The 23,383-nt window shown below is 68.3% G+C and carries 19 protein-coding genes; 11 read left to right on the forward strand and 8 right to left on the reverse strand.

Annotated features, from left to right (window positions below):
• Positions 1-5: 5 nt before the first annotated feature.
• The 3 genes from sufD to ACWDUA_RS02545 are packed head-to-tail and all read right to left on the reverse strand — an operon-like array spanning position 6 to position 3,483.
• Positions 6-1,196, reverse strand: coding sequence for a Fe-S cluster assembly protein SufD (gene sufD, locus ACWDUA_RS02535; protein ID WP_449749440.1), 1,191 nt, complete (start codon positions 1,194-1,196; stop codon positions 6-8).
• The gene (gene sufB / locus ACWDUA_RS02540; protein WP_449749441.1) at positions 1,196-2,647 is read right to left on the reverse strand and encodes a Fe-S cluster assembly protein SufB; all 1,452 of its coding nucleotides are present in this window, start codon (positions 2,645-2,647) and stop codon (positions 1,196-1,198) included. Before sufB ends, sufD begins: the two co-directional genes overlap by 1 nt.
• Positions 2,644-3,483, reverse strand: a complete 840-nt coding sequence (locus tag ACWDUA_RS02545; RefSeq protein WP_449749442.1) for a helix-turn-helix transcriptional regulator — start codon at positions 3,481-3,483, stop codon at positions 2,644-2,646. The genes sufB and ACWDUA_RS02545 overlap by 4 nt, the downstream gene beginning before the upstream one ends.
• Positions 3,484-3,651: 168 nt before the next feature.
• Here ACWDUA_RS02545 and mptB point away from each other — a divergent pair, with 168 nt between their 5' ends.
• The 4 genes from mptB to ACWDUA_RS02565 all read left to right on the forward strand — a co-directional run bounded on the left by mptB (position 3,652) and on the right by ACWDUA_RS02565 (position 8,360).
• On the forward strand, positions 3,652-5,451 hold the full coding sequence (gene mptB, locus ACWDUA_RS02550; protein ID WP_449749696.1) for a polyprenol phosphomannose-dependent alpha 1,6 mannosyltransferase MptB: 1,800 nt from the start codon (positions 3,652-3,654) through the stop codon (positions 5,449-5,451).
• Between the two features lie 106 nt (positions 5,452-5,557).
• Positions 5,558-6,541 carry an ABC transporter ATP-binding protein gene (locus tag ACWDUA_RS02555; protein ID WP_449749697.1) on the forward strand — a complete coding sequence of 328 codons (984 nt, stop codon included), beginning with the start codon at positions 5,558-5,560 and terminating at the stop codon, positions 6,539-6,541.
• A complete protein-coding gene (locus tag ACWDUA_RS02560; protein ID WP_449749443.1) occupies positions 6,538-7,359 on the forward strand; it encodes an ABC transporter permease in 822 nt (273 codons plus the stop codon). The genes ACWDUA_RS02555 and ACWDUA_RS02560 overlap by 4 nt, the downstream gene beginning before the upstream one ends.
• Entirely contained in the window at positions 7,356-8,360 is a 1,005-nt protein-coding gene (locus ACWDUA_RS02565; protein WP_449749444.1) for a COX15/CtaA family protein, read from the forward strand. Before ACWDUA_RS02560 ends, ACWDUA_RS02565 begins: the two co-directional genes overlap by 4 nt.
• A 104-nt stretch (positions 8,361-8,464) precedes the next feature.
• Here the strand turns inward: ACWDUA_RS02565 and ACWDUA_RS02570 are convergent, their stop codons facing one another.
• On the reverse strand, positions 8,465-8,842 hold the full coding sequence (locus tag ACWDUA_RS02570) for a hypothetical protein (RefSeq protein WP_449749445.1): 378 nt from the start codon (positions 8,840-8,842) through the stop codon (positions 8,465-8,467).
• Positions 8,843-9,000: 158 nt separating this feature from the next.
• Between ACWDUA_RS02570 and ACWDUA_RS02575 the strand changes: the two genes are divergently transcribed.
• Positions 9,001-9,507 carry a phosphoribosyltransferase gene (locus tag ACWDUA_RS02575; RefSeq protein ID WP_449749446.1) on the forward strand — a complete coding sequence of 169 codons (507 nt, stop codon included), beginning with the start codon at positions 9,001-9,003 and terminating at the stop codon, positions 9,505-9,507.
• Positions 9,508-9,588: 81 nt separating this feature from the next.
• Entirely contained in the window at positions 9,589-10,554 is a 966-nt protein-coding gene (locus tag ACWDUA_RS02580; RefSeq protein WP_449749447.1) for a quinone oxidoreductase family protein, read from the forward strand.
• Between the two features lie 90 nt (positions 10,555-10,644).
• Here ACWDUA_RS02580 and ACWDUA_RS02585 read toward each other — a convergent pair whose 3' ends face one another.
• Positions 10,645-11,625, reverse strand: coding sequence for a heme o synthase (locus ACWDUA_RS02585; protein WP_449749448.1), 981 nt, complete (start codon positions 11,623-11,625; stop codon positions 10,645-10,647).
• A 468-nt stretch (positions 11,626-12,093) separates the two neighbouring features.
• On the opposite strand from ACWDUA_RS02585, the gene tkt reads away from it, so the two are divergent.
• The 5 genes from tkt to pgl all read left to right on the forward strand — a co-directional run bounded on the left by tkt (position 12,094) and on the right by pgl (position 18,673).
• Positions 12,094-14,172: a transketolase gene (gene tkt, locus ACWDUA_RS02590; RefSeq protein WP_449749449.1), complete on the forward strand. Its 2,079-nt coding sequence runs from the start codon at positions 12,094-12,096 to the stop codon at positions 14,170-14,172.
• A gap of 138 nt (positions 14,173-14,310) precedes the next feature.
• Positions 14,311-15,423 (forward strand): transaldolase, encoded by a 1,113-nt coding sequence (gene tal, locus ACWDUA_RS02595; RefSeq protein WP_020792245.1) that lies wholly within the window; start codon positions 14,311-14,313, stop codon positions 15,421-15,423.
• Between the two features lie 4 nt (positions 15,424-15,427).
• A complete protein-coding gene (gene zwf / locus ACWDUA_RS02600; protein WP_020792246.1) occupies positions 15,428-16,969 on the forward strand; it encodes a glucose-6-phosphate dehydrogenase in 1,542 nt (513 codons plus the stop codon).
• 52 nt (positions 16,970-17,021) lie between these two features.
• Entirely contained in the window at positions 17,022-17,939 is a 918-nt protein-coding gene (locus ACWDUA_RS02605; protein WP_449749450.1) for a glucose-6-phosphate dehydrogenase assembly protein OpcA, read from the forward strand.
• Positions 17,936-18,673, forward strand: a complete 738-nt coding sequence (gene pgl, locus ACWDUA_RS02610) for a 6-phosphogluconolactonase (RefSeq protein WP_449749451.1) — start codon at positions 17,936-17,938, stop codon at positions 18,671-18,673. The genes ACWDUA_RS02605 and pgl overlap by 4 nt, the downstream gene beginning before the upstream one ends.
• A gap of 510 nt (positions 18,674-19,183) precedes the next feature.
• Here the strand turns inward: pgl and ppc are convergent.
• The 3 genes from ppc to tpiA form a co-directional block, all read right to left on the reverse strand.
• Positions 19,184-22,021, reverse strand: a complete 2,838-nt coding sequence (ppc, locus tag ACWDUA_RS02615; protein ID WP_449749452.1) for a phosphoenolpyruvate carboxylase — start codon at positions 22,019-22,021, stop codon at positions 19,184-19,186.
• A gap of 204 nt (positions 22,022-22,225) precedes the next feature.
• Entirely contained in the window at positions 22,226-22,465 is a 240-nt protein-coding gene (secG, locus tag ACWDUA_RS02620; RefSeq protein WP_449749453.1) for a preprotein translocase subunit SecG, read from the reverse strand.
• A gap of 125 nt (positions 22,466-22,590) precedes the next feature.
• Positions 22,591-23,382, reverse strand: a complete 792-nt coding sequence (gene tpiA / locus ACWDUA_RS02625) for a triose-phosphate isomerase (protein WP_449749454.1) — start codon at positions 23,380-23,382, stop codon at positions 22,591-22,593.
• Position 23,383 lies beyond the last annotated feature (1 nt).

Below are 23,383 nucleotides of genomic sequence, written 5' to 3' on the forward strand. Positions count from 1 at the left end.
TGGCGTCAGGCGCCGGCGTTCTCGAGCTCTGCCTCGACGGCGGCCTCGAGGCGCTCACGCAGGGCCGGCACGGCGATCTTGGCGATGATCTCGCCGAAGAAGCCGCGGATCACCAGTCGACGGGCCTGCTCCTCGGGGATACCGCGCGCCTGCAGGTAGAACAACTGCTCGTCGTCGAACCGGCCGGTGGCGCTGGCGTGTCCGGCGCCGACGATCTCGCCGGTCTCGATCTCCAGGTTGGGCACCGAGTCGGCGCGGGCGCCGTCGGTGAGCACCAGGTTGCGGTTGAGCTCGAAGGTGTCGGTGCCCTCGGCCTCGGGCCGGATCAGCACGTCACCGATCCACACGGTGTGGGCCTCACGCGACCGGTCGGTGCCGTCGCCCTGCAGAGCCCCCTTGTAGATCACGTTGGAGCGGCAGTGCGGCTGGCTGTGGTCGACCAGCAGACGCTGCTCGAGGTGCTGGCCGGCGTCGGCGAAGTACAGGCCCCACATCTCCACGTCCCCGCCGGGGGCGTCGTAGTGGATGATCGGCGACAGCCGGACCAGGTTGCCGCCGAGGCTGATCGCGAAGTGGCGGACCACCGCGTCACGGCCGACCTTCACGTGGTGCGCGGCCACGTGCACGGCATCGTCTTCCCAGTCGTGCACGTTGACCACGGTCAGCGCCGCCTGGTCGCCGACGACGAACTCGATGTTCTCGGCATAGGTGCCGCTGCCCTTCTGGTCGATCACCATCACGGCACGGGCGAAAGGCTCGAGACGGATCTGGAGGTGTCCGTAGGACACCTCGTCGACCCCGGCACCGGTGATGGTGACGGTCACCGGTTCGGTGAGTTCGGTCTCCTTGGCGACGGTCACGATGGTGGCGTCGTCGAAGGACGAGTACGCCTGTGCGGCGACCCGGTCGAACGGGACACCGGCCTGGCCGAGACGTTCGTCGGTGCGCTCGACGGTCTCCACGGTCACGCCGTCGGAGACCCCCTCGACGGTGACACCGGCCTGGGCCGTCGGCCTGGCGGTCCCGTCGTGCAGGCCACGCAGCCGGCGGAACGGGGTGAACCGCCACGCCTCCTCACGCGGGCTGGGTACCTCGAAGGCATCGACATCGAACGAGGTGAACAGCTCACCCTTGTTCAGTGCGACGGCGGCGTTGTCGGTGACGGTCTCGGCCTGGGTGTTCACGGGGTCCGCCATCAGCCGACCGCTCCTTCCATCTGCAGTTCGATCAGCCGGTTGAGCTCGAGGGCGTACTCCATCGGCAGTTCCTTGGCGATCGGCTCCACGAATCCGCGGACGACCATCGCCATCGCCTCGTCCTCGGTGAGGCCGCGGCTCATCAGGTAGAACAACTGATCGTCGCTGACCTTCGAGACGGTCGCCTCATGGCCCATCGTGACGTCGTCCTCACGGATGTCGACGTACGGATAGGTGTCGCTGCGCGAGATCGTGTCGACCAGCAGCGCATCACACTTCACCGTCGAGCGGCTGCCGTGGGCACCGTGGTTGATCTTGATCAGACCTCGGTAGGACGCGCGGCCACCGCCACGGGCCACCGACTTGGAGACGATGTTGCTCGAGGTGTTCGGCGCGAGGTGCACCATCTTGGAACCCGTGTCCTGGTGCTGCCCCTCACCGGCGAACGCCACCGACAGCACCTCACCCTTGGCGTGCTCACCGGTCAGCCAGACGGCCGGGTACTTCATGGTGACCTTGGAACCGATGTTTCCGTCGATCCACTCCATGGTGGCGCCGGCCTCGGCCTTGGCGCGCTTGGTGACCAGGTTGTAGACGTTGTTCGACCAGTTCTGGATGGTGGTGTACCGGCAGCGGCCACCCTTCTTGACGATGATCTCGACGACCGCGGAGTGCAGCGAGTCGGTCTTGTAGATCGGCGCGGTACAGCCCTCGACGTAGTGCACATACGCACCCTCGTCGACGATGATCAGGGTGCGCTCGAACTGACCCATGTTCTCGGTGTTGATCCGGAAGTAGGCCTGCAGCGGGATGTCGACCTGCACGCCCGGCGGGACGTAGATGAACGACCCACCCGACCAGACCGCGGTGTTCAGCGCGGAGAACTTGTTGTCGCCGGCCGGGATGACCGAACCGAAGTACTCGCGGAACAGCTCCGGGTGCTCACGCAGACCGCTGTCGGTGTCGAGGAAGATCACGCCCTTGGCCTCGAGATCCTCACGGATCTGGTGGTAGACCACCTCGGACTCGTACTGCGCGGCGACACCGGCGACCAGACGCTGCTTCTCCGCCTCCGGGATGCCCAGCTTGTCGTAGGTGTTCTTGATGTCCTCGGGCAGTTCCTCCCAGGAGGTCGCCTGCTTCTCGGTGGACCGGACGAAGTACTTGATGTTGTCGAAGTCGATCCCGTCGAGCTCGGCACCCCAGTGCGGCATCGGCTTGCGATCGAAGATCTTCAGGGCCTTGAGCCGTTGCTCGAGCATCCACTCGGGCTCGTTCTTCTTGCCGGAGATGTCGGTGACGACGGCCTCCGACAGGCCACGCTGTGCGCTGGCACCCGCGGCGTCGGAGTCGGCCCAGCCGTATCCGTAGTGACCGAGGGAGGCGATGGCCTCCTCCTGCGACAGCGGTGCCGCCTTGCCGGGTGTCACGGTGGGATCGGTGACTGTCATCGCGAGGCCTTTCGACTCGTGGCGGTCCGGACGGATGCGGGCTGTGCATCGCTCGGTTCTGCCGGGGTGTTCACTTCCGGGATGTTCGGGGTGGGGGTGTTCGTGGTGGACACGGCACCGTCGGGCGGTGGATCCGGCGCCGACAGGGGTACCGGATGCGGTAGGGGTACATGGGTGGTGCACGCACAGTCGCCGTTGGCGATGGTCGCCAGTCGCTGGACGTGTGTACCGAGCAGCTCGGTGAACACCGCCGTCTCGGCCTCACAGAGCTCCGGGAACTCCGCGGCCACGTGGGCGACCGGGCAGTGATGCTGGCAGATCTGCATCCCCGAGCCGACGATGCGCGTATTGGCCGAGTATCCGGCGCCGGTGAGCGCGTCGGCGATGCCCTGCACCGTGGTCGGCACGTCGTCGGGGGTTCCCGCCGGCGTGACCTCGGCGACGATCCCCTCGATCCGTTCCCGGGCGAACGACTCGACGGCATCCGAACCGGCGACATCACGCAATTTACGCATCGCCGCTCCGGCGAGGTCGTCGTAGGCGTGGCGCAGCTTGCCCCGGCCCGACGGCGTCAGCTGGAACCACTTGGCCGGACGACCGCGTCCGCCTCGCTGGCCGAAACTGCCCTGGGCGGTCTGTACGTCACCGGCGGCGGTCAGCGCATCGAGGTGCCGACGGACGCCCGCGGCGGAGATCCCGAGGCGCTCGCCGATCTCGCCCGCGGTCAGCGGTCCGTCCTCGACGAGGAGGGCGACGACCGCGGCGCGTGTCTGCCCGTCGGGGTGGTTCACACCATGATGGGCAGCGTCGGCTGGGGGCTCGACATCGCTCGGCATGGTTTTCACAACGCAAGTGTGACGTAATTGATTCCCCGGTTCCAGGAAGGGTGCCCTTAGCCGCCCACCGGATCGGTCCCGACGACCGGCACGCACGGCGTCGAAGCGACCATCGATCCACGTCACCGGGCCACCCACTACAGTCGTCGTGTGCCAGAAACCACAGAGATGCGTCGCGCCCCGAGGCTGCGGCGCGCGCTCGACCACGTGGGACTGACGAAGCCGCCCGGATCCGACGCCCCGGGCGTCGACCGACGCGGCGACTACGGCGTCAGCGTCGCGAAGCTGCACGACCGGGAACCCGACGCCGGCCCGCTCAACGCAGTGGAGAACCGCCGGCTGCTGCGGATCAAGCTGTTCGGTGCCACCGGATCGGTGCTGCTGCTCATCGGATCCCTGGCCACCGGCCAGATCCCCGTGTTGCAGAACCCGGTCGCCGGGATGCGGGTGCTCTCGCTGCCGTCGCGGATGTGGAGCACCGCACTCACCCTGTCCATCGGCGGCACCATCATGCTGGTGGTCGCGTGGCTGCTGCTCGGCCGGTTCGCGGTCGGCCGGTTCAGCGTCGAGGTACTACACGGTCGTAGCCCGGAACGGCGGATGACCCGCGCCCAGGCCGACCGCACGCTGCTGGTGTGGATCGCGCCCATCGTCATCGCCCCGCCGCTGCTCAGCAAGGACGTCTACTCCTACCTCGCGCAGAGTGCGATCGCCTACCACGGCATGGACCCCTACACGGTGAGTCCGCTGCGAGGGTTGGGCGTGGAGAACGTCCTGACCAGGTCGGTGCCGAATCTGTGGCGGGACACCCCCGCCCCCTACGGCCCGTTCTTCCTCTGGATCGGCAAGGGCATCACCGCGATCACCGGCGACACCATCACCGCCGCGATCTTCCTGCACCGTGTGGTCGCCCTGATCGGTCTGGCGCTGATCGTGTGGGCGCTGCCCCGGCTGGCGCGGCGCTGCGGCGTCTCACCTGTCGCCGCCCTGTGGCTGGGCGCGATGAACCCGCTGGTCATCCTCCATCTCGTCGGTGGCATCCACAACGAGTCGCTGATGCTCGGCATGATGCTCGTCGGCCTGGAACTGGCGTTCCGGGCGGTGTATGGCACCGAATCGTTACGCCTGGCGGGTCGGCCCCTGCCGTCGCGGGCGGGCTGTCTCCTGCTCGCCGGAACCGCCATCGTCGCGCTCAGCGCGCTGGTCAAGGTCACCTCGATCCTGGCGCTCGGCTTCCTCGGCATCGCTCTTGCAAGACGCTGGGGAGCCACGCTGCCCTCGCTACGGGGCACGCCTGTCCGACAGTGGTGGTCGCGGTCGCGGACCACGGTGCGCACCCTGGGCGCCTCGGCGGCGCTCATGGCCGTGGTGCTGGTGGGGGTGATGCTCCTCGTCGCACTGGTCTCCGGCCTGGGCTTCGGCTGGTTGTCGACCACATCGACCGGTGCGATCGTGCGCTCGTGGATGTCGCTGCCCACACTGGCGTCGGTGACCACGGGGCGGCTCGGCGTGTATCTCGGCCTCGGCGACCAGACCCAGGCCCTACTCGACGTCGTCCGGCCACTCGGCGAACTGATCGCCGCGATCTTCGTGGTCCGGTGGATGCTCGCGGCGTTGGCCGGTCGCCTGCACCCACTCGGCGCGCTCGGCGTGTCGATGGCGACGGTGGTGGTCTTCTTCCCCTTCGTCCAGGCCTGGTATCTGCTGTGGGCGGTCATCCCGCTCGCCGCGTGGGCCACCCGCCCGTGGTTCCGCATCTCCACCATCGCGGTCACCGCGATCATCGCCATCGTGGTGATGCCGACCAGTTCCAACACCAGCGGTGTGGTGCTCGCGCAGGGCCTGCTCGCCGGTGTGATCATGGTCGCGGTGATGACGGCGTTGTTCTTCGAGGACTGGCCGTGGCGTCGCCTACGACGCCGCAGGTCGGCCGAGGCCGACCGCGACGAAACCGTCTCCCGGCCCTGACGGGTGACCCCGCCCACCGGCAGGCGGCGTTTTCGCTTGCACGAGCGCAGGGAATACTCTGACGGGTGTGCGTAGCGCGACCTCCCCGCCGTCCAGCGACGGTCCGATGACCGATCGTCACCCCGGCGGCTCCTCGGCCGCGCGCACCCCCGCCGGTGCGCCACGGCGGGAATCGGAGCCCGCGCTGCGTGTGGCGGGCCTGGTCAAGCGCTTCGGTGACCGAACCGCCGTGGACGGCCTCGATCTCGAACTCGCCCCCGGATCGCTGCTGGCACTCCTCGGACCCAACGGTGCCGGCAAGACCACAACCGTCGAGATCTGTGAGGGATTCCAGTCCGCCGACGACGGTGTCGTCCGTGTCCTCGGACTCGACCCGCGCCGCGACAACGACGAACTCCGCCGACGGATCGGTGTGATGCTGCAGGGCGGTGGCGCCTACCCCGGCGCTCGCGCCGAGGAGATGCTGCGACTGTGTGCCGCCTATTCCGCCGACCCACTCGACCCGGACTGGCTGCTCGACGCCCTCGGCCTGGTCGACGCCGCGCGCACCCCGTTCCGGCGGCTGTCCGGCGGCCAACAGCAGCGCCTGTCGCTGGCCTGCGCGATCGTCGGACGCCCCGAGATGGTGTTCCTCGACGAACCGACCGCCGGACTCGACGCCCACGCGCGGCTGGTGGTGTGGGAGATCATCGATCGCCTCCGCGGCGACGGTGTGTCGGTACTGCTGACCACCCACCTGATGGACGAGGCCGAGGAACTCGCCGACCACGTCGTGATCATCGACCGTGGCCGGGTGGTCGCCGACGGCACCCCTGCCGACCTGACCAGCCGCGGTGCGGAGAACGAACTGCGCTTCACCGCCCCCCGTGGGCTCGACCTGTCCCTGCTGCGCCTGGCGTTGCCCGAGGGATACCTGTGTTCGGAGCCCAACCCCGGCAGCTACCTGGTGGCGGGCCCGATCGTCCCGCAGATCCCGGCGACCGTCACCGCATGGTGTGCCAAGATCAACGTCCTGGCCACCGATCTGCGCGTGGAGACCCGCAGTCTCGAGGACGTGTTCCTCGATCTGACCGGAAGGGCCCTGCGATGACCGCCGTCACCGACCGCGACGCACCCGAACCGACCACACCCCGGTTTCCGCCCGGCACCTTCACCCCACGGCCCGCACCGGCACCCCTGCCGGCGATGCTCGCCGCACAGACCCGCCTCGAACTGCGGCTGCTGCTCCGCAACGGCGAACAGCTGCTGCTCACCATGTTCATCCCGATCACCCTGCTGATCGGTCTGTGTCTGCTCCCACTGGACACCAGCCTCGGCTCCACGACCGCCGAACGCGCCGCCACCTTCGTGCCGGCGATCATGACCGTCGCGGTGATGTCCACCGCATTCACCGGGCAGGCCATCGCGGTCGGCTTCGACCGACGTTACGGCGCCCTCAAGCGACTCGGTGCCACACCCATCCCCCGCTGGGGCATCATCGCGGGCAAATCCCTCGCCGTGGTGATCGTCGTGATCCTGCAATCGCTGATCATCGGCGGGATCGGCGCATGCTTCGGCTGGCGTCCAGGACTGCTCGGGCTACTGCTCGGTGCGATCGCCATCGCGATCGGCACCGTGACCTTCGCGACGCTGGGACTGCTGCTCGGCGGCACCCTCAAGGCCGAGGTGGTCCTGGCGCTGGCCAACCTGCTCTGGTTCGCGATGGTCGGTATCGGCAGCATCACGGTGATGCAGGACCGGGTGCCCGACGCGGTGTGGTGGGTCGCCCGCTGCATCCCCTCGGGCGCGCTGACCGAGACTCTCGAACAGGCGACCCACGGCGGATTCGACGTCGTCGGGGTGGTCGTGTTGCTCATCTGGGCCGCCATCGGCGGTTCGCTCGCTGTGAGGTGGTTCCGATTCCAATGACGACGTCCGAGAAGACGGGCGCCGGGCGCCCGGTGACCGGTACCCTGCCGGCCGACCCCGGCCGGTTCTCCCGAATCCCGGGGTTCGGTCGGCCCACCGCCCGGTTCGTCCACCGCTGGACCATCGCGAACCTGGTCGCGAACGTGGGCATCGTCGTCACCGGCGGTGCGGTCCGGCTGACCGGCTCCGGACTCGGCTGCCCCACCTGGCCGCAGTGCACCGACTCCTCGTTCGTGCCGCATCAGGCCCTCGGCTATCACGGCGCGATCGAGTTCGGCAATCGCATGCTCACCTGGGTGTTGGTCGTCGTCGCCATCGCGACGTGGATCGCGGTGTGGCGGCGCGCCGAGTCGACGCGGCGCGACCGCACCCTGATCACCCTGATCGCCCTCGGCATCCCGTTCCAGGGCGTGATCGGCGGCATCACGGTCCTCACCGACCTCAACCCGTGGGTCGTCTCCCTGCATTTCGTGCTGTCGATGGTGCTGGTCTCCGGTGCCACCGTGCTGGTCTTCCGGACCAGCCCGTATCCGCGTGAACTCGGGCCGACCGGCGCCCTCCCGCGCCTGGGCCGGGCACTGTCGTGGCTTGCCTACGGACTCACCTGGGTGGCGATCTATCTGGGCACCGTGGTGACCGGTTCGGGTCCGCACGCCGGCGACACCGAGGCACCACGCAACGGGCTCACCCCGTCCCAGACCACCCAGCTGCACGCCGACGCGGTGTTCGTGCTGATCGGTGTGGCGATCGCGATCCTCGTCCTCACCCGGGTGCTGCAGATGCCGCAGTCGCGAGCCGCACTGACCTTCTTCGGACTGCTCCTACTGCAGGGGATCATCGGCATGGTCCAGTACTTCACCGACCTGCCGATCCTGCTGGTCCTGCTGCACATGCTCGGCAGCGGTCTGCTTCTGATCGGCGCGACCTGGCTGGTGCTGTGGTTCGGGCTCAGCGAGCGAGCGCCGCGCGACGCGGGCAACCTCGCACCGGCCGACGCCTGAGGAGACCCCACGACAGAAGGAGCAGGGCGCCCACTCGCTGCGAGTGGGCGCCCTGCTCCATCTGTGGGTCGTGTCGTTCTTCTCGACCGCCGGGAAGCGGGAAGCTAGAGGATCGCGCGGTTGCGCGGCTTCGGGAAGCGCTTCTGACCGGCGACCCACCCGGCCATCTGCTTGTAGTGGCTCGGCTTCACGTCCACCGTCGACACAAGGTCGCGGTCCCACTCGCCCACCTCGACCCCGGCGACGGCGTCCACCACGGCCTGGGCTGTCGCCTCGTCGGCCACCACACGGTCGCCCAAGATTCCGCCCTTCTCACCCACCAGCGTGATCCGGACACCGGCCGCGCCGATCGGCTGCAACACGGCGGTGGCCGATCCGCCCTCACGGCTGACGAACTTCTCGATCGAGGCGACCACATCACGCGGCACGGCAACCGGCGCGGGCGCGGCCTCGGTGGTCTGGGTGTCGGGCTGGCTGCTCATGGTTCCCGAGCATACCGGCGCCGCTCGTCGACACCGCAGGCAGAGGGGCCGATCGCGGCCGTATGCGAGACCGAGGTCACGGCACCGGCGGCACCGCGTCCGGCACGGATATGCCACTCGAGTCGGCGTGCGGGCGCCGGAGTTGGCACAGTGGTCGCATGGAAGCACCCCCTCTTTCCGAACGCGAGATCCTCACGTGGGAGATGAACGGCCGGGCGTGCCGTGAGCTGGCCCAGCAGGTCGCCGACGACGGCTTCGTCCCCGACATCATCCTCGGTATCGCCCGCGGCGGCCTCATCCCGGCCGGTGCCATCGCCTACGCCCTCGACTGCAAGCTGATGATCTCGCTCAACGTCGCCTTCTACACCGGCATCGGCGAGACCCTCGCCGAACCGGTGATGCTGCCGTCCCTGCTGGAGAGCAGCGGCCTGCACGACCAGAAGGTGCTCGTCGTCGACGACGTCGCCGACACCGGTAGGACACTCGCCCTCGTCGACGAGTTCTGTGAGCAGCAGGGCCGGGTGGCCGAGGTGCGCAATGCGGTGATCTACCGCAAGCCGCACACCATCACCGTTCCCGACTACTGCTGGCGCAGCACCGACAAGTGGATCAACTTCCCCTGGTCGGTCGAACCGCCGGTCACTCCCGCGGCACAGATCCCCTAGCCCCGCCGAGGCGACACCACCCCTGCCACACCCACCCCGACCGGGTCCCGCCGCGGGTGGCCGGCCGTGTAGAACAGGGACATGCACGCTGTCCAGGTAACCCGACACGGCGGACCCGACGTCCTCGGCTACGGCACCATCGACGACCCGATTCCCGGTCCCGACGAATTGCTGATCCGGACCGGCGCGGTGGGCGTCAACTTCATCGACACATACCTGCGGCGGGGTCTGTACCCGTCGCATCCCCCATACGTTCCCGGCACCGAAGGCGCCGGTGAGGTGGTCTCGGTGGGCGCCGAGGTCACCACATTCGCGCCCGGCGACCGGGTCTGCTGGTGCGACACCAACGGCTCCTACGCCGAACTCGTCGCGGTGCCCGCCGACCGCGCCGTGGCCGTCCCCGACGGTGTCTCCGACGAGGTCGCAGGGAGTTCGATGCTGCGGGGCCTGACCGCGCACTATCTGCTCGACGGCAGCGCCCACCCCGTCGCCGGCGACACCGTCCTGGTCCACGCGGGCGCGGGTGGGGTGGGACTGATCCTCACCCAGCTGGCCACGCGCAGGGGCATCCGGGTGATCACGACGGTGTCCACCGACGCCAAGGCGGAGTTGTCCACGGCCGCCGGCGCCGACCACGTCCTGCGATACGGCGACGACCTGGTAGCCCAGGTGCGCGAGCACACCGACGGCAGGGGCGTGCGGGTCACCTACGACGGTGTCGGTGCGGCCACCTTCGACCAGTCGCTGGCGGCCACCGGCCTGCGCGGCACGGTGGTGCTGTTCGGTGCGGCCAGTGGCCCGGTTCCGCCGTTCGATCTGCAGCGTCTCAACAGCGAGGGGTCGTTGTCGGTGACCCGACCGACGCTCGCACACTTCATCGTCGACCACGACGAGCTCGTCTGGCGGGCATCGGAGTATCTCGGCGCCGTGGCCGATGGCCTCGATGTCCGGGTGGGCCAGCGTTACCGCCTGGCCGATGCCGGGCAGGCACACGCCGACCTGGAGTCGCGCGCCACCACCGGGTCGACGGTGCTCGTCCCGAACTGAGGGACTCGCGCGCACACCAGACCCACGTCTCGACGACAGCGGCCGCCGGAGTGAACCGGCGGCCGCTGTCGTCGAGACGCTCGTGTCAGATCAGAACAGGGAGGCGATGGTCGGCAGGTTGACCACCGCGTCGATCGCCAGGCCGCAGAACAGGAGCGCGAGGTACTCGTTGGACTGCAGGAAGATCTTCAGCGGCGCCACCTCGGCGCCGTTGCGGGTGTCACGGTAGAGCTTGGTGACGCGCTCGACGAACCAGCCACCGGCGAGCACCGCGACCGCGGCGTAGATCCAGCTCGCGGCGGGCACCAGCACCAGCGATGCGATGACCGTCGCCCAGGTGTAGAAGAGCATCTGCCGGGTGACGCGCTCGTCGGAGGCGATCACCGGCAGCATCGGTACACCGGCCGCGCGGTAGTCCTCGCGGTACCGCATGGCCAGGGCCCAGGTGTGCGGCGGTGTCCAGAAGAAGATGACGAGGAACAGCACCACCGGCTGCCAGCTCAGGGAACCGGTCACCGCGGCCCAGCCGACCAGGGTCGGCATGCAGCCCGCCGCGCCTCCCCAGACCACGTTCTGCCAGGTCCGGCGCTTGAGGATCATCGTGTAGACGCCGACGTAGAAACCGATCGTGACGGTCACCAGCAGGGCGCTGAGCAGGTTCGCGGCGAAGAACAGCACCAGGAACGATGCGACCCACAGCAGCAAGCCGAAGATCAGCGCATGGCCGGTCGTCACGGCCTGACGGGCCAGCGGCCGCCGAGCGGTCCGCCGCATCTTCTTGTCGATGTCGGCGTCGACGACCATGTTCAGCGTGTTGGCGCTGCCGGCTCCGAGCCAGCCGCCGAGCAGGGTGAACAGGATGACGCCGATGTCGACGTGACCGCGATCGGCCTGCAGCATCACCGGGATGGTCGCCACCAGCAACAGCTCGATCACCCGGGGCTTGGTCAGCGCAATGTAGGCCAGCACGGTCCCCCGGATACGGGCGGCCACCGACTGCGGGCCCGGATCGGGCGCCACACTCTCGGGGCTGGGGGTGTGCCGGGAGGCTGCGGCGCCCTCTCCACTCACACGTTCCCCAATCCTCACGTCGACTCCTCGCCTGCCCGGCCGTTGCGACCCGCGCGCCTTGGCTGTGCCGGTCGGTGGACTACCGACGGCCGCTGACCCGGGGCCGGCGACACGTCCAGGCAGTTGACAGAACCGATTGAACAGCGTGCCGCGGCTACTACACAGCATGGTAGACCGTGGCCCTCGCGATCCGAGAATCGCGGGGGCCGCACGCCCGCCCGAGTCGACGATTGCAACATCGGTGGAACCGCCCGCGTGACCGGCAGGGACCCTGGCCATTACTCTGGGACACGTGAGGTCCCTCCGACGTCCACCGGAGCCCCGGGTCGATGCGCCCGGAACTTCGTCGACGTCGATCCACCATCCGCACGGACCACGGCGGTCGGCGTCGCCCGAACCGCTCCGCACCGTCGTGCGATCACACCACCAGCAACCCGCACCCGAATAGGCACAGGAGACTGCAGGACAGTGGCCGACACAGATCAGATCCGCGAACTCACCACGGCGGTTCACCCCGACGACTGGAGCGAGGTCGACACCCGTGCGGTGGACACCGTGCGCATCCTCGCTGCCGACGCCGTGCAGCGGTGCGGCAGCGGCCACCCGGGAACGGCGATGAGCCTCGCTCCCCTGGCCTACACCCTCTACCAGCGGGTGATGCGCCACGATCCCTCCGATCCCGAGTGGGTCGGCCGCGACCGCTTCGTCCTGTCGTGTGGCCACTCGAGCCTCACCCAGTACATCCAGCTCTACCTCGGCGGTTTCGGCCTCGAGCTCGGTGACATCGAGGCTCTGCGCACCTGGGGTTCGCTGACCCCCGGCCACCCCGAGTACCGCCACACCAAGGGTGTCGAGATCACCACCGGCCCGCTCGGCCAGGGACTCGCGTCGGCGGTCGGCATGGCCTACGCCGCCCGCTACGAGCGCGGCCTGTTCGATCCGGATGCCGCCCCCGGCACCAGCCCGTTCGACCACACCATCTACGTCATCGCCTCCGACGGTGACATCGAGGAGGGCGTCACCTCCGAGGCGTCGTCGCTGGCCGGCACCCAGGAACTGGGCAACCTGATCGTCTTCTACGACAAGAACCACATCTCGATCGAGGACGACACCAAGATCGCCCTCAGCGAGGACACCGCCAAGCGCTACGAGGCCTACGGTTGGCACGTCGTACACGTCGACGGCGGTGAGAACGTCACCGCCATCGAGGCCGCGATCGCCGAGGCACGTGCGGTCACCGACCGCCCGTCGCTGATCGTGCTGCGCACCATCATCGGTTTCCCGGCTCCCAAGAAGATGAACACCGGCGGCATCCACGGCTCGGCGCTCGGCGCCGACGAGGTCGCCGCGACCAAGAAGGTCCTCGGCTTCGACCCGGAGAAGGAGTTCGAGGTCTCCGACGCGGTGATCGGTCACACCCGCAAGCTGGTCGACCGCGGCGTGGAGGCCCATCAGGAGTGGCAGGCCGGGTTCGACGCCTGGGCCGAGGCCAACCCCGAGCGCAAGGCCCTCTTCGACCGGTTGACCGCCCACGAGCTGCCCGCCGGCTGGGCCGATGCACTGCCGACCTGGGAGGCCGGGAGCAAGGCCCTCGCCACCCGCGCCGCATCGGGCAAGGTGCTCTCGGCACTCGCCCCGATCCTGCCCGAACTCTGGGGTGGCTCGGCCGACCTCGCCGGGTCCAACAACACCACCATGGACGGTGCGGACTCCTTCGGACCGGCGTCGATCTCCACCGACACCTGGACCGCCAACCCCTACGGCCGCACCCTGCACTTCGGTATCCGCGAGCACGCGATGGGCTCGATCCTGTCGGGTATCGCCCTGCACGGACCGACCCGCGCCTACGGCGGCACCTTCCTGCAGTTCGCCGACTACATGCGTCCGGCGGTGCGTCTGGCCGCGCTGATGGAGATCGACCCGATCTACGTCTGGACCCACGACTCGATCGGCCTGGGCGAGGATGGCCCGACCCATCAGCCGGTGGAGCATCTCGCCGCCCTCCGCACCATCCCGAACCTCGACGTGGTGCGGCCGGCCGACGCCAACGAGACCGCCCACGCCTGGCGTCACCTGCTGACCCGCCGCGATCATCCGGTGGGCCTGTGCCTCACCCGGCAGGGTGTGCCGGTGCTCGAGGGCACCTCTTACGAGGGCGTCGCCGCGGGTGCGTACGTGCTGAGCGAGCCCGAGGGTGACGCCCAGGTGGTGCTGATCGGCACCGGCTCGGAAGTGCAGATCGCCGTCGAGGCGCAGGCCGCACTCGCCGACAAGGGAATCGCCGCCCGGGTCGTGTCGATGCCGTGCTTCGAGTGGTTCTTCGAGCAGCCGCAGTCCTACCGCGACTCGGTGCTGCCGCCGTCGTTGCCGAAGGTCTCCGTCGAGGCCGGCGTCGCGATGCCGTGGTACCGGATCGTCGGCGACACCGGCGCGATCATCTCGCTCGAGCACTTCGGCGCATCCGCCGACTACAAGGTGCTGTTCGAGAAGTTCGGCCTGACCGCCGAGGCCGTCGTCGCCGCCGCCGAGCGAGTCACCGGAGCCTAGCCGGCCCCGCAGGTCCCGGGCCGGCGACGAGATCCGTCCGCCGGCCCGGGACCGCACCACAACTTCACACACACGTCCGTCCCCATATCGTCGTCGCCGCCCAACCCGATGCGGTGGCGAGAACATCAGGAGAGAACCGTGACCCAGAACGAGAAACTCGCCGAATTGTCCGCCGCCGGAGTCTCGGTGTGGTTGGACGACCTGTCGCGTGACCTGATCACCTCCGGTGGTCTCCAGGAAGTGATCGACACCAAGTCGGTGGTCGGTGTGACCACCAACCCGTCGATCTTCCAGGCGTCGATCTCCAAGACCCGCACCTACGATGCGCAGATCAACGAGCTCGCCGCCCGCGACGCCGACGTCGACAGCACCATCCGGACCATCACCACCGACGACGTGCGCTCGGCATGCGACGTCCTCGCACCCGTGTACGCCGCCAGCAACGGCGTCGACGGCCGCGTGTCGATCGAGGTCGATCCGCGGCTGGCACACGAGACCGACGACACCGTCGAGCAGGCGATCGAACTGTGGAAGATCGTGGATCGCCCCAACCTGCTGATCAAGATCCCGGCCACCAAGGCCGGTCTGCCCGCGATCACCCGCGTGCTCGCCGAGGGCATCAGCGTCAACGTCACCCTGATCTTCTCGGTGGAGCGCTACCGCGGAGTGATGGACGCCTACCTCGCCGGCATCGAGGCCGCCGCCGCGGCCGGTCACGACGTGTCCACGATCCACTCGGTGGCCTCGTTCTTCGTCTCTCGCGTGGACACCGAGATCGACAAGCGCCTCGAGGCCATCGGCTCCGACGCCGCCCTGGCCCTACGCGGCAAGGCCGCCCTGGCGAATGCCCGCCTCGCCTACGCCGCCTACCAGGAGATCTTCGAGACCGGCGAGCGCTTCGCGAAGCTGAACGGCAATCCGCAGCGTGCGCTGTGGGCGTCGACCGGCACCAAGAACCCCGACTACGCGGACACGCTGTACGTCAGTGAGCTGGTGGCGCCGAACACCGTCAACACCATGCCCGGCAAGACCATGGACGCCTTCGCCGACCATGGCTGGGTCAACACCGACTCGATCGTCGGCCAGGCACAGGAGTCGCAGGAGGTCTTCCTCGCGGTCGCCGCCGCCGGTGTCGACTTCGACGACGTGTTCACCGTCCTCGAGGACGAGGGCGTCAGCAAGTTCGCCGACGCCTGGAACGAGCTCCTCGACGCCACCACCGCACAGCTCGACGCGGCGAAGCAGGGCTGATCGCGTGGGCGGCAGCACCTCCGAGACCTGGAAGAATCCGCTCCGCGATCGCCGTGACAAGCGGCTCCCGCGGATCGCAGGTCCGTGCAGTCTGGTCATCTTCGGGGTCACCGGCGACCTCGCCCGCAAGAAGCTGATGCCTGCGGTCTACGATCTCGCCAACCGGGGGCTGCTGCCGCCGTCGTTCGCCCTCGTCGGGTTCGCCCGACGGGACTGGGAGGACGAGGATTTCGCCTCCATCGTCCACGACGCGGTCCGTCAGCACGCCCGCACCGGATTTCGTGAAGAGGTGTGGGAGCGATTGTCCGAGGGATTCCGGTTCGTCCAGGGGTCCTTCGACGACGACGATGCTTTCCTCCGGTTGAAGAAGACCCTCGTCGACCTGGACGCGGCGCGCGGTACCGACGGCAATCACGCCTTCTACCTGTCGATCCCGCCGAAGGCCTTCCCCACGGTCTGTGAACAGTTGCAGCGCAGCGGCCTGGCCACCGAGTCCGAGGACCACTGGCGCCGGGTGGTGATCGAGAAGCCGTTCGGTCACGACCTCGAGTCGGCCAAGGAACTCAACTCGATCGTGAACGCGGTGTTTCCGGAGTCGTCGGTGTTCCGCATCGACCACTACCTGGGCAAGGAGACCGTCCAGAACATCCTGGCGCTGCGGTTCGCGAACCAGCTGTTCGACCCGCTGTGGAGCTCACACTACGTCGACCACGTGCAGATCACGATGGCCGAGGACATCGGGTTGGGTGGTCGTGCCGGGTACTACGACGGGATCGGTGCCGCCCGCGACGTCATCCAGAACCACCTGCTACAGCTGATGGCCCTGGTGGCGATGGAGGAGCCGATCTCCTTCGAGCCCAAGCAGTTGCAGGCCGAGAAGATCAAGGTGCTGTCGGCGACCACCAACATCCTCCCGCTCGACGAGAACACCGCCCGCGGCCAGTACGGCCCGGGCTGGCAGGGCAGCGAACAGGTGCCCGGGTTGCTCGACGAGGAGGGGTTCGCTCAGGATTCCACCACCGAGACCTATGCGGCGATCGCCCTCGAGGTGGATTCTCGTCGCTGGGCCGGGGTGCCGTTCTATCTCCGTACCGGCAAGCGGCTGGGTCGTCGGGTCACCGAGATCGCACTGGTGTTCAAACGCGCACCGCACCTGCCCTTCGACAAGACGATGACCGAGGAGCTGTCACAGAACGCGCTGGTCATCCGGGTTCAGCCGGACGAGGGCATCACCTTGCGGTTCGGTTCCAAGGTGCCGGCGTCGAGCATGGAGGTCCGCGACGTCAACATGGACTTCAGCTACGGCACCGCGTTCACCGAGGCGTCCCCGGAGGCCTATGAGCGCCTCATCCTCGACGTGCTGCTCGGAGAGCCCTCGCTCTTCCCGGTGAACGCCGAGGTCGAGTTGTCGTGGAAGATCCTCGACCCGGTGCTCGAGCGCTGGGCGGCGGAGGGAAAGCCCGACACCTACGAGTCCGGCACATGGGGCCCCAAGTCGGCCGACGACATGATGGCCCGAACCGGCCGTACGTGGCGGCGTCCGTGACCGTCCACAGTTCCGAGTGTGACCACCGCATTCCCCGCCCGAGAGGACAGCGATGATCGTCGACCTTCCCGAGACCTCCACCAATGCCGTCGCCAAGAAGATGGTCGAGCTCCGGGAGGCCGGCGGCGCCGTCAGCCTCGGCCGGGTGCTGACCCTCGTCGTCGTCGCCGACCGCGGTGAACCCACCGAGGCCGCGATCGAGGCAGCGATCGGCGCCAGCAGCGAGCATCCGAGCCGCGTGATCGTGTTGGCCTCGGGCAGCCGCAAGGGCGAGTCCCGACTCGACGCGCAGGTACGGGTCGGCGGTGACGCGGGCGCGTCTGAGGTGGTGATCCTGACGATGCAGGGCCCGCTCGCCGACCAGCCGCACAGCGTGGTCACCCCGTTCCTGCTGCCGGACTGCCCGATCGTCGTCTGGTGGCCCGGTGCCGCGCCGGAGAATCCGTCTGCGGATCCGATGGGCCGCATCGGCAAGCGTCGCATCCTCGACGCGAGCAAGTCCGCACATCCCGACACCGTGCTGGAACGGCGGCTGGCCACCTACAGCCCCGGCGACACCGACATCGCATGGACGCAGATCACCCACTGGCGTGCCCTGCTCGCGTCGGCGATCGACCGTCCGCCGCACAGCGCCATCACCGCGGTCGACGTGACCGGCCCGGCCCACTCCCCCGGCATCGATCTGCTCGCCGGATGGCTGCGCGGCACCCTCGAGGTGCCGACGAGCCGACAGATCGGGAGCTTCGAGGTGCGGATGCACCGTCCCGAGGGACCGACCGTGCTGTCGATCGACCAGAACGGCAACGCGGTGATCTCGGTACCCGACAAACCGGACGGCAAGGTCGCGATGATGCATCGCGATCTGCCGGTGTGCCTGGCCGAAGAACTGCGACGCCTGGACACCGATGAGATCTACGAGCTGGCCCTGCGTGGCGCGGTGCAGATGGCCGAGGAAGGTGCGGCGTCGTGACCGTCGAGACCCTGGTGTTCGAGGACAAGCAGACCCTCGTCGACACTGCCGCGCACCGCTTCGTCGACCTGATCACCACCGCCCAGCGTGAGCGGGGCAGCGCCTCGGTGGTGCTCACCGGGGGCTCCAACGGCATCGCGATCCTCGCCGCGCTGGCCACCGACAGCGGTGACGTCGACTGGTCGAACGTCGACATCTATTGGGGTGACGATCGTTTCGTCCCCGCCCACGATCCCGAACGCAACCACGGGCAGGCCGTCGACGCATTGCTGTCGAAGGTGCCGGTGGATCCGGCTCGCGTGCATCCGATGGCCCCGTCGGACGGAGACTTCGGCGACGACATCGCCGCGGCGGCGGACGCCTACGCCGCGGTGCTCGCCGCCGCCGGAGACGGCACGTCACCGGCTTTCGATCTGCACCTGCTCGGGATGGGCGGCGAGGGTCACATCAATTCGCTCTTCCCGCACACCGCGGCGACCGCCGAGGAGAGGAAGACCGTTGTGGCGGTGGAGGATTCACCAAAGCCCCCGCTGCGTCGGATCACCCTCACCCTGCCGGTGGTGAACCGGTCGACATCGGTGTGGTTCCTGGTCGCCGGTGCCGACAAGGCCGAGGCCGTCGCCGCAGCCCACTCCGGTGCGGCTGCCACCGACTGGCCGTGTGCGGGCGCGCATGGCACCACCGAGACCGTCTGGTTCCTCGATCGCCCCGCCGCATCGGAGTTGCCCGACTGACCGGGTTACCCAGGGAGAGTCGGCCAACCGAGGTTTCGACACGCCTCGTCGCTACGCTCCTCATCGGCTCAACCACCGAAAACGCCACCCCCCTGGATGGTTGAGCCGGGACCGAGCGCCAAGCGCGAGGACCCGAGTCGAAACCCGACGAGACACTACTGCCCCCAACCCACCCCCGAGGTGCTCACCACCCAACCCCGGCCAACCGAGGTTTCGACACGCCTCGTCGCTACGCTCCTCATCGGCTCAACCACCGAAAACGCCACCCCCCCTGGATGGTTGAGCCGGGACCGAGCGCCAAGCGCGAGGACCCGAGTCGAAGCCCGACGAGACACTACTGCCCCCAAACCACCCCGAGGTGCTCACCACCCAACCCCGGCCAACCGAGGTTTCGACACGCCTCGTCGCTACGCTCCTCATCGGCTCAACCACCGAACGCACACGCCTCGTCGCTACGCTCCTCATCGGCTCAACCACCGAAAACGCCATCCCCCCTTGATGGTTGATCCGCTACCCGCTGTTGCGCAGCGCGGTCGCAAGACCGTTCATCGTCAGCTGGATACCGCGACGGACGCGTGATTCATCGTCGCCGGCGCGGAAGCGACGCAACAACTCCACCTGGAGCAGGTTCAACGGTTCCAGGTACGGGAACCGGTTGTAGACGGATCGCTTCAGGGCGGCGTTGTCAGCGAGTAGATCGTCGGTACCGGTGATCTTCGAGTACATCGCGATGGTGCGCTCGTGCTCGTCGACGATCATGCCGAAGACGGTGTCGCGCAGCGTCTCGTCCGGGACCAACTGCGCGTAACGGTGGGCCAGCCCCATGTCGGACTTCGCCAGGACCTGCGCCATGTTGGACATGACGGTGCGGAAGAACGGCCACTTCTCGTAGTAGCGCTGCAGCGTGGCCAGGCGCTCGTCGCTGTCGCCCACCCACTGCTCGAAGGCCGCACCGGTGCCGTACCACCCGGGCAGCATCACCCGCGACTGCGTCCACGACAGCACCCACGGGATGGCGCGCAGATCCGAGATCTTCTCGGTCTGCTTGCGTGACGCGGGACGGCTGCCGATGTTGAGCGCACCGATCTCCGACAACGGGGTGGACGTCGTGAAGTACTCGACGAAACCCGGGGTCTCGTGCACCAGCGCCGAATACGCCGCGCGGGCCAGCGCCGCGATCTCGTCCATGTTCGCGTAGGCGTCCTCCGACTCCTCCCCCAGCCCCTCGACGTCGAGCAGCGACGACTCGATGGTCGCGGCGAGCAGGGTCTCCAGGTTGCGTTCGGCGATCACCGGCTCGGCGTACTTCGCGGCGATGATCTCGCCCTGCTCGGTGATACGCAGCGATCCCTGCACCGCACCGGGCGGCTGCGCCAGGATCGCGTCGTAGCTGGGGCCGCCGCCGCGGCCGACGGTACCTCCGCGACCGTGGAAGAGCCGCAACCGGATTCCGGCCTTCTCGGCGGCCTCGACTAGGTCCAGCTCACCGCGGTAGAGCGCCCAGTTGGCGGCCATGTAGCCGCCGTCCTTGTTGGAGTCGGAGTAGCCGAGCATCACTTCCTGCATGTCTGCCTGTCCCGCGACCATGTCGCGATAGAACGGCAGATCCAGTGCTGCAAGCAGGGTTTCGGCACCCTGCTGGAGATCCTCGATCGTCTCGAACAGCGGGACGATGCGCACCGTCGACACCGTCTTACCGGTCTCGGCGTCGACGTCGATCAGTCCCGCCTCCTTGAGCAGGATCATCGGCTCGAGCATGTCACTGACCGACGTGCACATCGAGATGATGTAGTTCGGCACGGCCTGCGGGCCGAAGGTCGCCACCGCCGCGGCGGCGGCCCGCACGATGTTGAGTTCCTTGGTCGCCAACTCCGACAGCTCCGCATCCGGCCGCACGAGCGGACGACGCGAGGTGAGCTCCGCCGACAGCACCTGCACGCGGGCGTCCTCGTCGAGGGACAGGTAGTCCGGATGTACCCCGGCCCATGCGAGCAGTTCGGCGATCACCTCCTCGTGCATGTCGGAGTTCTGCCGCATGTCCAGCCCGGACAAGTTGAATCCGAAGGTGCGCACGGCTTCTCGCAGACGCGCGAGTCGGTCGTCGGCGATGCTGTCGTCGCGGTTGTCGCGCAACGCCGCGTCGACCACATCGAGATCGGCAAGCAACTCGTCGGCGGTCGCATAGGCCCGGGTGCCGTCGAAGACGACCTGGTCGAGGGATGCGAGGAACTCTGTGCCGAACATGTCGGCGGCGGTCGCCCCGAGTCGGGAACGGATGTGACGCAACGCAAGCCGGAACGGTTCGTCGGCCGCCGGATCGTCGGCACTCGATCCCGCCAGCTCCAGTATGGTGGCATCGGTGTCGATCAGGCGCGCCGACATACTGAGTTCCTGCGTGAGCAACCGCAGCTCCGACAGGTGGTGGGCGATCGCCGTCTGCGCGGCCAGCGAAGTGGCCAGGGTCACCACCTCATCGGTGACGAACGGGTTGCCGTCGCGGTCGCCGCCGATCCACGATCCCATCCGGATCATCGGGTCGTCGGCCAGGCCGGCATCGGGGTAGGCCTCGCGGAGTGCGGCGCGGACCTTGGTGTTGATGGTGGGGACGACGTCGAAGAAGGAGGCGTCGTAGTAGCGAAGCCCGGACCGCACCTCGTCCTGAATGGTCAATCGTTCCAGGCGGATCAGGGCGGTCTGCCACAGCGTGAGGATCTGCCGGCGGATGCCCTCGACCACCTCGGCATCTTCGTCCGGCGTGAGTTCGGTGCGCCCGCGGAAACGCATCAGCTCGGTGATCCGGTTCTGTGCCTCGAACACCGTGCGACGGCGGGTCTCGGTGGGATGTGCGGTGATCACCGGCACCACGGTCGCGTCGGCGAGCGCACGGCCGACCTGGTCATCGGACAGACCCGCGGCGGCGAGTTTGGCGTAGGTGGCGGCGAGGCTGCTGTCCTGCGGCAGGTCGCCGGCGCGCACATGCAGGCTACGGCGGCGTTCTCGGTGGATGTCCTCGGCGAGGTTCGCGAGCAAGGCGAAGTTGCTGAACGCGCGGATGATCGGCAGTGCGACGCCGATGTCCAGGTCGGTGAACAGGTCCGCCAACTCGTCCCGGTCGATCTCCGCGCGCCGGATCCGGAAAGCCGCGATCCGCGCGTTCTCCACCAGGTCGAAGATCTCGACACCCGAGTGTTCACGGACCACGTCGCCGAGGATGCCGCCGAGCAGGCGGATGTCCTCACGCAACGGTTCGGTGAGGGCTCGTCCCTCGTCGTCGACGACGACGTGCTCGACGATCGAGATGGATGGACGCCAGTCCGGGGCACCGTGGGATGGGACGGATGAGGTCATGGCGTTCAGTATTGCGCCAACCCGGTGATGTGGCATCTCAGAATCGTGATGGGGACCGGTCCGGAGGCAAGCGCTGCGGGGACCCGGACCCGCTCGGTCGGGACGGTGCGTGGCCGGGGCAGTGGGTGTTACAGCCACGGACACACCTCGCCCCGGCGGGCTCGAGGCCGGCGCCGGGGGCGAGGGAGCGGTGTCAGGGCAGGATCAGGCGGACAGCTTGATGTCGACGCCGATCCCGATGATGAAGATGAACCACACCAGGCCGACGAAGACGGTCAGCCGATCGAGGTTGCGCTCGACGACACTCGAGCCCGACAGGCTCGACTGCACGCCGCCACCGAACAGCGACGACAGGCCGCCGCCCTTGCCGCGATGCAGCAGGATCAGGATCACCAACAGCACGCTGGTGACGATGAGTCCGATGTCGAGCACGGTTTCGAGCACGAGTCGCAGGTCCTGTCCGGTCGGGGGCGGAGGCGCAGGGTGTGGTCCCCGCGCGCACCAGGGCGGGCCGGTTCGTCAGAAGGTGACGAACCGACCCGCCCAGTGTACGCGTAGGGGGTCGCCGATCAGGGCAGGGGCCCGCCGGCGGCGATCGCCGACAGCGTGGCGAACTCGTCCGACTTGAGCGACGCGCCGCCGACGAGTGCACCGTCGACGTCGGTCTGGCCGACGATGTCGCCGACGTTCTTGGAGTTCACCGATCCCCCGTACAGGATGCGCACCGATGCCGCGGTCGCCTCGTCGGCGATCTCGGCCAGTGCGGTGCGCACGGCGGCGCACACCTCCTGGGCGTCGGCGGCACTGGCCACCCGGCCCGTGCCGATCGCCCAGACCGGCTCGTAGGCGATGACGACCTTGCCGATCTCCTCGGCGGTGAGACCGGCCAGTGAGCCCTTGAGCTGTGCGACGTTGTACGCCACGTGCTCGCCGGACTCGCGGATCTCGAGGCCCTCACCGATGCACACGATCGGGGTGATCTCGTGTCGTAGTGCGGACTTGGTCTTGGCCAGCACCACCTCGTCGGTCTCGGCGTGCAGGGTGCGGCGCTCCGAGTGCCCGACGACGACGAAGGTGCAGCCCAGCTTGGCCAGGAACGCGCCGCTGATCTCACCGGTGTAGGCACCCGAGTCGTGCGCCGACAGATCCTGCGCACCGTAGGTGAGCAGCAGCTTGTCGCCGTCGACGACGGTCTGCACACTGCGGATGTCGGTGAACGGCGGGATCACCGTCACATCGACCTTCTCGAAGTACTTCGCCGGCAGTGCGAAGGCGAGCTTCTGCACCAGGGCGATGGCCTCGAGATGGTTGAGGTTCATCTTCCAGTTGCCGGCGATGAGCGGCTTACGTGATGAGGACATC

This window comes from Gordonia sp. NPDC003376 (genome assembly GCF_053589235.1).